The sequence below is a fragment of the Gemmatimonadales bacterium genome, from assembly GCA_030697825.1.
Classification (GTDB): domain Bacteria; phylum Gemmatimonadota; class Gemmatimonadetes; order Gemmatimonadales; family JACORV01; genus JACORV01.
In genome coordinates this window covers 1-12,536 of sequence record JAUYOW010000059.1, presented here as the reverse complement: position 1 = coordinate 12,536, position 12,536 = coordinate 1, and the positions used below count along the sequence as shown (strand labels likewise).

At 68.4% G+C, this 12,536-nt stretch carries 10 protein-coding genes; 2 read left to right on the top strand and 8 right to left on the bottom strand.

From position 1 onward, the window contains the following. Together Q8Q85_02965 and Q8Q85_02960 are read right to left on the bottom strand one after the other, a co-directional pair. Positions 1-1,182: hypothetical protein (locus Q8Q85_02965; protein MDP3773205.1), on the bottom strand; the 1,182-nt coding region annotated here is incomplete at its 3' end. Then, positions 1,182-4,322, bottom strand: a complete 3,141-nt coding sequence (locus tag Q8Q85_02960; GenBank protein ID MDP3773204.1) for a SusC/RagA family TonB-linked outer membrane protein — start codon at positions 4,320-4,322, stop codon at positions 1,182-1,184. The genes Q8Q85_02960 and Q8Q85_02965, both read right to left, overlap by 1 nt. Positions 4,323-4,673: 351 nt before the next feature. On the opposite strand from Q8Q85_02960, the gene Q8Q85_02955 reads away from it, so the two are divergent. Together Q8Q85_02955 and Q8Q85_02950 are read left to right on the top strand one after the other, a co-directional pair. Beyond that, positions 4,674-5,372, top strand: a complete 699-nt coding sequence (locus Q8Q85_02955) for a carboxypeptidase regulatory-like domain-containing protein (protein ID MDP3773203.1) — start codon at positions 4,674-4,676, stop codon at positions 5,370-5,372. A 25-nt stretch (positions 5,373-5,397) separates the two neighbouring features. Then, entirely contained in the window at positions 5,398-6,207 is an 810-nt protein-coding gene (locus Q8Q85_02950) for a DUF4198 domain-containing protein (GenBank protein ID MDP3773202.1), read from the top strand. Positions 6,208-6,225: 18 nt separating this feature from the next. Here Q8Q85_02950 and Q8Q85_02945 read toward each other — a convergent pair whose 3' ends face one another. The 6 genes from Q8Q85_02945 to Q8Q85_02920 all read right to left on the bottom strand — a co-directional run. Next, complete coding sequence (locus Q8Q85_02945) at positions 6,226-8,061, bottom strand: GDSL-type esterase/lipase family protein (protein ID MDP3773201.1); 1,836 nt, start codon at positions 8,059-8,061, stop codon at positions 6,226-6,228. A gap of 76 nt (positions 8,062-8,137) precedes the next feature. Continuing rightward, positions 8,138-8,299 carry a DUF5989 family protein gene (locus Q8Q85_02940; protein ID MDP3773200.1) on the bottom strand — a complete coding sequence of 54 codons (162 nt, stop codon included), beginning with the start codon at positions 8,297-8,299 and terminating at the stop codon, positions 8,138-8,140. 195 nt (positions 8,300-8,494) lie between these two features. Further along, on the bottom strand, positions 8,495-9,550 hold the full coding sequence (locus Q8Q85_02935) for a hypothetical protein (GenBank protein ID MDP3773199.1): 1,056 nt from the start codon (positions 9,548-9,550) through the stop codon (positions 8,495-8,497). Between the two features lie 63 nt (positions 9,551-9,613). Then, positions 9,614-10,999, bottom strand: coding sequence for a GWxTD domain-containing protein (locus tag Q8Q85_02930; GenBank protein MDP3773198.1), 1,386 nt, complete (start codon positions 10,997-10,999; stop codon positions 9,614-9,616). Positions 11,000-11,067: 68 nt separating this feature from the next. Continuing rightward, positions 11,068-12,219: a PorV/PorQ family protein gene (locus tag Q8Q85_02925; GenBank protein MDP3773197.1), complete on the bottom strand. Its 1,152-nt coding sequence runs from the start codon at positions 12,217-12,219 to the stop codon at positions 11,068-11,070. A 49-nt stretch (positions 12,220-12,268) separates the two neighbouring features. Then, a partial coding sequence (locus tag Q8Q85_02920) for a T9SS type A sorting domain-containing protein (protein ID MDP3773196.1) occupies positions 12,269-12,536 on the bottom strand: 268 nt, incomplete at its 5' end.

Below are 12,536 nucleotides of genomic sequence, written 5' to 3'. Positions count from 1 at the left end.
GGGTGCATCAAACGAGTGGGAGTAGTAGCGCTGGTGGCCGACCTCGCTGAAGTGGTACAGGCCCCGCGCCGGGTTGTGCGGGATCTCCGCGGCCGGGTGCCAGTTGAAGTCCGCCAGCAACGTGTCCCCGCCACCCGTCATGCGGAAGTCCGCGCTGACGGGCCGACCGATCTCGGTGGTGTTGTTGGGGTGGACGCAGGGCTGCGCCGGATCCATCTGGCAGACCACCCGCATGTCCACGCGCGACCAGCTCACCCAGTCCTCCATGGCCGCCTTGTACGGGTCGCTCCAGTTGATGCCTCCGTCACCGGTGATGGACGGACTGAACCCGGTGCCGGAGCTGATGCCGGCGCTCGCGTACTGCACCACTTTGGCCCAGTCCGCCGCCGTGTTCTCCGCCGCGGTCCGGGCGAAGTAGGCGATGGTGCGCGCGGCCACCGTGTTGGCCACCTGCCGAAGCTGGGTGTTCGTCCACCCGGTGATGTTCAGGTAGGCTTCGGGCAGCTGGAACGTTGACGCCCCCGCGAGCGCGATCGCCGCGTCGAGCTTCGCCAGCGCGGCGTCACGGACCTCCGCGCGGGTAGCGAAGGCGACCGTCGTGGGGTCCGTGGTCTCGTCGACGACGTACCCCTTGTCGAAGAAGAGCGCGATGTTGCTGAGCGTGGCGCCCTGAAGGAACGTCGAGGCCGCTAAGACCATGTCCGTTTGGCTCGGGTCGGTCTCGTCGATGTCCAGCCCGTTGTTGATGGCCTGGATCGCGAGGTTGGCCGAGACCAGGGCGCCGTAGTTCCCGAACCACGGCCCCTCGAAGACCTGGAGGATGTCCGACCGCTCGGTGGCGGAGTTGTTGAGCGCGATGCGCGGCTCGTTCGAATAGGCCCGCATCCCCCAGTTGCCCCACGAGGCGGTGTAGTGGTCCGCCATCGTCGCGGTGGTCGTGGATGGGCCATAGTTCTGCATACTGTAGTACCAGTTGCCGAACGCGCCGCCGACGAGGCTTCTGACGTCTCCGCCGCTGGCGAGCGCGCGCCCGGCGTCCGGGTCGTTGGGGTTCTGGACATCGAGCGTATTGCAGCCGGCCGCGAGCAGCACCGAGGCGAGCGCCAGGGTGCGAAGCTTCGCCGCGCGGCGGAACGTTCTAGAAAGTCCGATCATATCGAGGAACTCCTCCGCGGGGTGCATTAGAAGCCGATCTCCACCATGGCCGAGAACGTCCTGAAATTCGGGTAGCCGAACGAGTCGAACCGGAACGTCGTCGGGTCGCCGTTGCTGCTGGTCACCGGGTTGTGCGTCTCGGGATCCAGGCCGGAGTAGTTCGTCCACGTAACCAGGTTGCGGCCAACGACGCCCAATCGCAGGCTGCGCATCATGCGGCTCAGGCCGGCGCGCTCGAGCGTCCGCGGGCTGACCTGGTAGCTCACCGCCAGCTCGCGCAGGCGGCGGTAGCCGCCGTCCTCGACGTAGAACTCGTTGAAGTTGTTGGCATCGTTGATGGCGGAGTAGTACTCGATCGCCTTTCGCTCCAATGCCGGCTTCCCCGCCTGGTCGATCTCGGCGGCCCGGAACTCGGCGCGGCTCAGCCACTGGCGCGGCAGGTTGTAGATGTCGCCGCCCCGCACCCAGTCGAGCAGGCCGTAGAAGGTGAAGTTCCTCCACCGCAGGGTGGTCGAGAGGGCCATGGTGAAGTCGGGGTTGGCATCCCCGATCTGCACGTTCGAGTTGCCGTCCGCGTCCACATACTTGATGGCGCGCTCGTCCGACGTGCCGCGGTTCGCCGTCAGCACCACGTACCCGTCCTCGTTCACGCTGTAGAGGGTGGGGTCGAGGGCCGCGTTGGCGGGATTGTCGGACAGCTCGGCCACGGTGTGCACGAACCGGTAGCCCCACATCGAGCCGTAAGTCACGCCTTCCCTGATCAGGAAGACGTCGTTGCTCTGCTGGCCGCTGCCGCTCGTGAAGGCGGCGGTAGTGAGGTCGGTCACTTCCATCCGGGTGCGGTCGGCCGTCACGTTGACGCGCCAACTCCAGTTGGCGCGGTCGGCCAACACGGCGCCGAAGGCGAGCTCGTGCGTGCTGCCTTCGAGCGTGCCGGCGTTACGCCACTGCGAGGTGAACCCGGCCACCGACGAGAGCGGCACCGGGAGCACCTGGTCTTCGGTCACCTTGTGCGAGTAGGAGTACTCGAACGTGAAGCGGTTCAGGAAATCGACGTTGAAGCCCAGCTCGTTCTCGGTCGAGTGCGCCGGCTTCAAGTCCCGGTTGCCAAGTCCCCGAGGGGCGATCTGGCCGCCGGTGGTCGTGAACGTCTCGTACTGCGCCTCGAACGGCGGCCGCAAGCCCGCGGTCCCCCGCGAAGCTCGGAGGCGCAGCTCCTGCACACCGGGCAGGCGGATGTCTTCCGTCAAGCGGTAGGCACCCGACACGCGGTAGTAGGTGGCGTAGCGCGCGTCGGCGCCGAAGAGCGAGGACCCGTCGCGGCGCACCAGCACGTCCGCGATGTAACGATCGCGGTACTCGAAGCCCGCGATAGCGAAGACGTTGCGCGCCCGCCTGATAATCTGGCTGGAGCCGATCGTCTTGGTCCCCTGGTTGCTCAGGTTGTCCAGGTCCGGCACCCCCACCGACGCGAAGTCGCTGGCCCCCGCAGTGGTCGTGTTCTCCAAGTCGTCCTCGAGGGTCCCGCTGAACTTCACGCGCCAGTTGAGGTCCTGCCACCGGCGCCGGATCGTCGCGCTGACGCCGGCGTTGTACGCCCGGCGGTTCGAGTTGTTGAGGTTGAGCGAGCCGAGGCCCGGGACGGCCGACGAGCTCAGCGTGCCCTTCGGCACGTAGTTGCGGAAGTCGTCAGTCTGCCGGTCGTATCCGAAGTAGCCCTCCACCCCGAGCCACTCGATCGGACGCCACTGCATCCGGAGGTTGCCCTGCACGCGGGTCCGCGCCCGGCGGAGGTCGGTGTTCGCCGCGGTGTAGAGTGGGTTCCGATCCGTCGACGTTATGGCGCCGGTCGTGCCGACGTCGGCCCGGAACGGCTCACCGTTGGTGTTGCTGTCGGTGAGGTCCACGTCCGGTGGCATGAAGAGCACCGAGAAGAACGGGCTCCCGACGCCCTCCTGGAACTCCTGCGAGTGCGACTCGTTGAAGAAGGCGCCGATGGAGAAGTCGAGACGGTCCGAGATCGTGTGGTCGACGTTGATCCGCGCGTTGCGCCGGCCGAACCCGTCCCAGCTGACGCCCGGGATGTCGATGATACCGTAGTTCTGCTGGTTCTCGAACGAGGCCTGGAAGTTCGTCTGGCCCAGCCGCCGGCCCACGCCGACGTAGTTGGTGTAGAACAGGCCGTTGCCTAGGATCAGGTCCTGTTGGTCGCGGAACGGGGTACTCGCCGGGTACGGGTTGTCGGCGACGTGGTCGAGCTCGAGCTGCTTGTCGCCGTTCTCGTCCAGCAGGTAGTTGCCGCTGCCATCCAGCTGGTAATAGTGCGAGCGGTTGATCGGCAGCCGCCGGTTCAGGCCGAGGCGGCCTGCCTCGTTGCGGACCGTCACCCTGGTGGCACCGTCGGGCACGTTCCGCCCGCGGCGCGTGAAGACTTGGACCACGCCGCCCGCGGCGTTCGAACCGTAGAGCGACGATGCCGCCGCGCCTTTCACCACCTCGATGCGCTCGATGTCCCCGACGTTGATGTCGGCCAGCGTACCGTACGTGATGATGCCGTCCACCACGAGCAGGGGCTGCTGCGAGGCACCCGGCGTCAAGCTCGTCGCCGACCGCAGCCGCAGCGTCGTAGCCGAGCCCGGCTGGCCGCCGGGGTTCACGACGTGAGCGCCCGCCACCTTGCCGGACAACGCCTGGATCGGGTTGGTCGCCGGCACCTCCTGGAGCGTGGCCTCCGAAACCGTGCCAACCGAGAAGCCCAACATCCTCGTCGAGGTCTCTTCGGCCGTGCCGGTCACGACGATCTCTTCGAGACGGAGCAGGTCGGCCCTCAGATCGAAGTCCTGCGTCTGACGACCCGACGTGAGGGTGATGGTCCGGGAACCCGGCGAGTAGCCCGGATACCGGGCCGTCAGCGTCACCTGCTGCCCGCGGACGTGCTCCGCGGCCACCGTCATCGTGTACGAGCCGTCGGCCGCGGTGCTGGCGCGCCCGCTGCTGACCTCACGGATGATCACGCTTGCGCCGCCCAGCGGCTGGTCCGGACCCCCGGACACGCGTCCCGTGATCACGGCGGCCTGCGCCTGTGCCTCACGGGTCGTGCCCGCGAGCAGCGCCGCAATCGCGCCGCAGCAGACGACGAACGAGCCGAACAATGTTCGCTTAGCCATAGCATGTCCTCCTGCGAGACAATGATGTGTGAACTGTCCTCAGTTGTGGACGCTGGTGCTGCGAATGTGTCTGCCGGATGCCGCCCGGGCCGGGACGCATTTGCGACCGAGCCGGGAAACGGCCCCTCTAAACTGACCCATCCCACCGGGTTGCGCAACACCGGCCCCGGTGGGCCGTCCAAAGGGCGCATCCGAGCCTGCCAGTAGTAGGCTTTCGGCGCCAGACAGGGCGTGGTACCTTAGCTTGCTGGCTACGCTTGCTCTACGGCGGCATCGAGGTCGGCCACGATTCCCGCACTCCGCACTCGCCCCTCGAATCACTCCGGACGGATAGCATCCCTCGTCCTCGCGATGGCGTTCTGGCTCGGCCGAACCGGCTTCGCTGCGGCCCAGCAGCCAGGGACGTCCATCATCGGCCAGCTCATAGACCGCGACACCCGCGCGCCCGTGAGCGGCGCCATGGTGACGCTGATCGGATTCGCCTCGACCGCCACCTCGGACTCCGCGGGACGGTTCACTTTCACCGGCGTGCCGCCGGGGCTCCAGGTCTTGCAGGCGCGCGTCGTCGGGTATGTGCGGGCGGTATGGCAGCTGCAGCTCGCCGAGGGCGAGGTCCTCAGCGACGTCTTCGAGATGACCGGCGCGTTGGTCCCTTTGTCGCCGATCGACGTGCGGAGGGGCACGATCCCGCACCGATTCGAGCAGTTCGAGGCTCGGCGCGAGCGAGGCACCGGGCACTTCATCACGCGCGAAGAGATCGAGCGGCGCAGGCCGATCAACCTGCCGGACCTTCTCCGTACGGTGCGCGGGGTGCGGGCGGTTTGCAGCGGCTCGACCTGCACGGTGCGGATGGCGCGCGCCTCGGGAGGCTGCCAGCCGGATTACGTCCTCGACGGCTTCCCCTCCAGCGCGTTCACGGTCGAGAACATCTCGCCGCTCGACATCCAGGGAATCGAGATCTATCGCGGTGCGTCTGAAACGCCGGCCGAGTTCCTCGGCTCCACGTCCGCCTGCGGCGTCATCGTCGTCTGGACCAGATCAGGCCCGTGACCGGGCCACCAAGGAAGATCACGACATGAAGAAGCGCGCCGTTCTCGCCCTCGGCCTGCTGGTTTGCGCGGTCTCGAGCCTCCTCTCCCACGACCTTTTCCTCAAGCTCGACGACTACTTCGTTCCACCGGACACGACCATCAGCATCCCGGTGTTGAACGGCACGTTCAGCAGCAGCGAGAACGCCATCGCTCGGGTGCGCATCGCCGACGTCAGCGTGGTCTCGCCGGCCGGGACGACGAATCTGGACACCACAGCGATCACGACCCACGGCGACACGAGCCGGCTCACGCTGCGCACGGGCGGACCGGGCACCTACGTCGTCGGCTTGTCCGTCCGACCCAGCGAGATCGCGCTCACGGGCGCGGAGTTCAACTCGTACCTGCGGGAAGAGGCCGTCAGCGAGGTGCTCCAGGCCCGCACCCGAAACCGCCAGCTGGCCAGCCCGGTCCGGGAACGTTACGCCAAGCACGTGAAAGCGGTGTTCCAGGTGGGAGATGCGCGCTCCGACGCCTTTGCCACGGCGCTGGGCTATCGCGTCGAGATCGTGCCGCTCGAAAACCCCTATGCGCTCCGCCCGGGCCGCACGCTCCGGGTGCGGTGCCTGGTTGAGGGAGCGCCGATCGCCGGGCAGTCGGTCATCGCCGGGGGTCGCACGCGCCGGGGCGCGCGGATCGCGCAGCGGGTCCTGCGTACCGACGCGGACGGGGTCGCGACCGTGCGACTCGAAGCGGCCGGCAGGTGGTACGTGAAGTTCATCCACATGGTACCCGCCACGGCACCAGGCGCGGACTACGAATCCAACTGGGCCACACTCACGTTCGAAGTCCGCTGACGCTGGGCGCGGTCCGCGCTACTCCGATAGAGTCGCCAGCATCGCCCGCCACTCCCTGAGGCCGGGAAACTCGGGGGCCACCGCCGCAAGCCGGTCGGCGTAGGCGCGCGCCTGCCGGACATTGCGCGTCAGCAGGTAGGCGCGAGAGAGGTTGTTGAGCGCCGGCGGGTTGTCGGGCGCGAACCGGAGTGATTCCTCGAGGAGCCGGATCGCGCGCGGATACCGCCGATCGGTGAGCTCGAGGGTGCCGAGCGCGAAGCAGACGAGCCCCGACGGCTCGAGGTCGTACGCGCGCTCCAGCAGCGGGCGCGCGCGGCCGGAATCTCCCATCCTCAAGTACGTGTCCGCCACCAAGGCCATCAGGGCGGTGTTCATCGGCTGCTCGCGCAGGAGTCCGCGGTACTCCGCGAGCGCCTCCGCGAGCCGTCCGCCCGCCCGATAGCGGGAGGCGAGCTCGGTCTTCGCGGTCGGCCACACCAGACCGCCGTTCACCGCTTCGAACGCGAGGCTGTCGGCCCCGTCCGCCGGCCGGTAGTTCGCCGGGTATCCCGCGGGATCCGGCCGCTCGACGAACGGCCACCGGCTGGTGAGCGAGCGGACCTGGTGCCACGCGAAGCGCCGGTCGAACTCGGTCAGCTCCATGCGCTCCCGGTAGCTGTCCCACGGCGCGAGCCGGGTCGTGTCCGCCGCCCGGCCGAGGAATCCCGCCGCCTTGAAGGCCTCGAAGTACGCGCGGCCCATCAGGTGATACCCTGCCTGGTTGGGGTGCACGTGCTCCCAGAAGAGGGCCCAGCCTTCGATGGAGTCGGGCGAGGCAGCCGCGAAGGCTTCCGCGACCGGCACGAAACGCGCGCCTTCCTGGAGCGCCACTTCGCGGATGATGGCGTTGAACTCGCTGGGCGCCCGGAACCGGAGCCCGTCGAGGTCCCGGGCGTACCCGAAGAGCCGTCGGGCCTCCGCGAGATCGCGCCGGGCCAACGCCTCCCGTGCCTCCCTGAACACCCGGTCGGCGGCCGGAAGGGTGTCCGACGGCACGGAGCGGAACGGCTCCTGATCCCTCAGATTGCTCGTGAGGCTTCCGATGAACACGGGCACGCCGGCCTCGCGGAACCGGTGCAGGATCGCCGTCAGGTTGCCGCGGAACTGGGTGCGGCCGCGCCGATACGTGGTCCCGTCTAGCGGGATCGCCTCCTCGCGCACCATCTCCTGCATCAGCGTCATCGAGCTGTCGCGGGCCGCCCGCCCGCCGCCCAGACGCCGCAGGGCGCCGACCGCCAACTCGCGCGCCAGGAGGACGGTCTTGAAGCGCCGCTGCAGCCGCAGGTAGGCCCGGAGCAGCGCGGGCGATGCGGCGGCACGCTCGGTCGATCCCGCCCCCAGGGCGCCGTAGAACTCGTTGTGTCCGGCGTATATGACCACGGCGTCGGGCCGCTGTTCCAGCACCTCGTCGATCTCGTCGTACAGGGCGTACGTGTTCGTTGCCGCCACGCCGAGGTTCACGACCTCCACCGTGCCAGAGGGCATCACGTCCTGGAGCGCGTCGCTCAGCACCCGTGAGAAGGTCCCGTTGTAGCCGTAAGGGAACCCGTTCGCGGACGACTCGCCCAGCACGAAGACGCGGAATCCGTTGGGGGGCTTGTCGACCAGGAAGATGTCGTTCGACGCCGTCGGCAGGCGCCGCATCCCGATGAAGTAGCGCGCCGCGAACCGCTTGTTCACGCCGCCATATCGGCCGCGGAGGAACGGCAGGCGCACGAAGAGCCCATGGTCGCCCTGGTAGTGGGTCGCCCGGAGCGTCGCCTCGAGGGCGCCGAACAGGGCCAGGGGCAGCAGGAGCGTGACCAGCAGGAACACCCGCCGCCGCGGGGGGGATGGAGCGGTGGCCGGCGGGGGGGCCGGGCGGGGCCGGCGCGAGGGGCGGGCCACGCGGCTAGAAGATCTGGTAGACGGTTTCCAGCGCCGCCCCGGGTCCGAACAGGAGCGCCGCCAGGAGGAGCAGCGCGAGGCTCAACCCGAGGATCGGGATGAGCCAGAGCTGTTTACGGGACCAGAGATACTCGAGGAATTCCGCGAAGACGTTGCGCTCGTCCACCCGCCAAAGCTACCCGCGCCGCGGCACCCCAACAACGGGCGCGGCGATCGGAGTGGGCATGGTCGTCTGGTGGCACCAGCGCAAGCAGCAGGCCGGAAAGGCGGACCGTGCCCAGTAGGTGAGACCGCTGCCCTTCCAAAAGCGCGACGCCCCCGGCGGTTGCCGGGGGCGTCGCAGTCATGCCGGCGGGCGCGCTCAGCTGGTCCTTACAAGACGCACCCGGTACGTCATGGGCGTTTGGGCCCCGTGGTTGTCCCACAGGTTGACGTAGACCTTGTAGGTCGTGGCCGCCGCGAGCGAAACGTTCATGATCTCGGGGTTGGCGACGCTCGCTCCCGAGCAGCCGTCCAGCACGCAGAATCCTCCGCCCGCCGAGTTCAGGACGAAGGCGTCCACGTCAATATCCGTGCTGACCCAGTCAACGAGGACGCGGAGTCCGATCGCGCCGGTCGTGCTGACCGTGAAGTAGTCGTCTGCGTCCGGCCCCACGCCGTCGGTCGCACCTTCGACGGAGCCGTAGAACGTGACCGTGTCGCCCACGCTCGCGGGCAGGGCCTTGGTCGGACCACCCGCCGGGGCATCGTTCGCCGGTTCGCCGGCTTCGGCCACGGTGAGCGTGGTCGGCGAGGTGAGCGACGGAATCACGATCGTCCCCAAGAGCAGCAGGTTCGTGATCTCCACGGCGCCGGATGCTACGCTCGGGCCGGCGATCAACTTGATCTGGCTGGCCGTCAGCGACGCGACGAACGTCGGCGCGCCGCCGATCGTCACGGTGGTCGCCGCCGGGTCGAACGTGATAACCGAGGTCCCGGTGATCGTGATCGTGTCCCCCACGTTGGCCGTGGCCGGAGAGACCGTGCCGGGAAATCCCGTCGGGACGACCACGACGATGATCTCGTCCGTGACGCCACCGGCCGTGACGGTGACTATCGCCCGGCCGGCGCCGACGCCCGCGATCGAGCCGCTGGACCGGAGCTGCCGCGGCAGCGTGTCCGCGACCAAGTTGGAGGTGGTCGCGACGGACGCGTCCGACGTGGTGAAGTCCGCTACCGCGGGGAACTGAGCCCCACGGGCGTCTACGGCCTGGACCGTGACCACCAGGGTATCGCCCTGGCTGATGAAGGCGCGCGTGGTGGAGAGCCGCAGCAACGACGGACCATCAGAAATGCTCGAGGTCGGATCGCTGAAGCACCCGGCTGAGCCGATCGTCGCGGCCGCCGCCGCCACCAGGACCAAACGTGAACGGTTCATGATTCCCTCGCTCAGGTACGTAATTGGCGACGCCCGCGCCGTTGGTCGGCCGACGCCCACCGGCTATCGAATGAACTGCGCGACATCCTGCGAGCCCTCTGGTCCAAGGTACGTTTCCCATTCGGGAAAGCTCGGCTCCCGCCGGTCGTTCGTACCTATCAACACGAAATGCCCAAGACCGGAGTCGTCGCGGAAGACGTAGTAGTACTGCCGTGAACGCGAATACTTCCACACCTCGTACGGCCGCGGGTTCGCCAATGGCCTGCGCAGCACCTCGTCCGGCCGCCCATTCTTGAGGTAGATCCTTCCGCGGTCCGTGCGCCAGCCGGGAATCTGGCCTACCCCGCCCTCCCGGAACGACTCGCTCGTGTAAGAAACGGAGCGGTAGAACTCCGTCATCGCCGGGTTGTCGGGCGTCTCCGGCGTCGGGTCGCGGCGCCGCCAGAAATCACCGAGGAACCGCCGGCGCCCTTCGAGAGTGAGCCCGTCGTAACCCCGCCGCTCGCCGTCCCCCATCAGGTATATGAGCGGCGCATAGAGCGAATCGAGCCGCTCTTCCCCGACCGCCGCGAACAGGTCTCCGGCTTCGGGCGCTGGACTGGGCGCGACCGCCTGCGCCGGGAAGCCGGTCATCGCGAAGGGTGCCTCCACGGCGATGGTGCTGTCGCCCAGCCGCACCCGCAACCGCAGCCGATACGATCCCTCGGGCAACCCTGCCAGGTCCAGCGACCCCCGCGTCACCCCTCCAGCCGAATCGAACCGAACCGGGCGGGGAGGAGTCTGGACGATCACGCGGTCGCCGGCGCCGAGTACGTCCGCCCGCAACTCGCCCGCCGTCGCCCCACCCTGCGAGAGGTACACCTCGGCGTAGTACGACAGTGAAGCGTCGGTCGGCGTCAGGCGCGAGGTCGGCGCCGTCCGCATTATCAAACCGGCCCGCCGCAGCTCTCCGGGCGCCACCGCCTCCGTGTCCGACTCCGCTCGGCGCACTCGCGTCGTCAGGAGCAGGTCGGAGACCGACGGCCGGTGCGCGAACGCCACCACGTCCACGGCGCGCTCGACCGGCGCACCGGACTGCGGAACCGCACGAACCAAGACACGGTAGCGGCCGGGCGCCGCGGAGAATCGGAACGACTCCAACGCTGAGGCTCCGCGAGCTCTAGCCACCGTACCCGCCACCACCCGGTCCCATCCGCTTCGATGCAACTCGAGGCCGGCGCTGTCGCGCACCGATATCTCGAGGTGGTATCGCACCATCGTCGTCACACCCTCGGCCATGGCGCCAAGGCGAACTTCGCACACCCCTTCGATGGTCGATGCCGCGCGGGCCGGCTGATAGAACCGGACGACGCTGACCGCTAGCGGTTCGTCGCTGCTACGCTGCGCGCCCGCGGCCGTGGAACCCAGCGCCGCGACCGCAACCGCCAGCACCGCTAGAAAGCTTCGCATCCTTTCCTCCGGCCGGGCCGGACGCCCTGCTAGAAGGCATCCGGCTCATGACCTGGAGATCCCCCAGCCTACCAGCTGAGGGCGATCGTAACCATGTTGACGCCGCCGAGCACGCCGAGACTGCGGTAGGCGTAGTCGAACCCGACGCCGAACCCCGGCCGGCTGTACTTGATGCCGCCGCCCGCCGAGAACCCGTCCATTCCCTCGCCGCTCACGTTGCTGGCGAAGCCGGCGTAGTCCGCGCTGCTTGCGCCGGCCGGATCCAGGTTGTTGTCGGGCTGGTAGGTGAAGCCGGCGCGCCCCGCCACCGAGAAGCCCGAGCGACCCATCCCCACGTTGTACTCACCGGCCACGTTGAACCCGGGCTCCGAGTTGTTGGGCTGCAGGAACTCGCTGAGCGCCGTGAAGCGGCTCCCGGAGGTCGAGAAGACGTCGTAGCTCACGGCGACGCGGAACATCACCGGCAGACCCCATGCCTTCGACTTGAGCGAGCCCAATGCCGGCTCCTGCTGCACCGGCTGCTGGCCCTGCGGCGGCGGGCGGAGCACCGTGACGTCCAGCACATTGCCGGAGTGCTGCAGGGTCGTGCCCAGGTTCTGGATGACGAACGATGCCCGGATCGGCCGCCCGCTCACCTGCGCCTGGAACGTCGTGCCGAAGTCCACCGCCCCCGCCTGCCCCGTGGTCCTGCCCAGCTGGTCGTTGATGAACTTGGCGGTTATGCCCGCCGAGAACCGGTCGGAGAACCGCGTCGCGTAACTGAGGCCCAGCACCGTTTGGTTGACCGAGTACACCTCGCCGTTGTCTCCCTGAGGATCCTCGGCGGTGTAGACCGGCTGGTCGCCGAATCCGAAGTTGGCGATGGACAGGCCCAGCGCCCGAGAGCCGCCCGACATCGGGAAGCCAATCGCGATGGCTCCATAGCGCGTGCCGGCCAGATAGTTCATGCTGGAGCCCATCGCCGTCGGACGCTCCATCCCTGCCAGCCCGGCGGGGTTGAAGAAGACCGCGGAGACATCGGACGTCAGGGCGGCGAAGCTCCCGCCGAGCGCCGCTCCGCGGGCGCCGGCCGGGAACAGCAGGAATTCCGCGGCGGTGGTGCCGTAAGCCGTGTTGTCCGAAGGGATTTGCCGCACCGGCCCCTGGGCCAGCGCGCCCGTGCTGGACGCCATCGCGGCGATGACCACTGCGGCGCCGATCACGACAGAAAAGTTGCGCATGCTAACCTCCGCATGGGCCGGGGCGAGGCCCCGGCCCTGGCCGGTTTGACTATTGGGCAAAGTTCACGACGGTGAAGCGACCGATCTTCTCTCGGCCGTCCGGCGTCTCGACGTGATAGAAGTACACGCCGCTGGCGACGAACTGGTTGTTACGGTTGCGCAGGTTCCAAGTCGCCTCGCCGCCGCCGCCCGGATCGTTGTGGCTCACGATATTCACCAGGATCCCGCTCGCGCTGTAGATCCGGATGTTCGCCTGGGCCGGCAGGTTCACGAATCGGAGCACCTTGGTGTTCGAGGTGATCTCGAGCGAGTTCGTG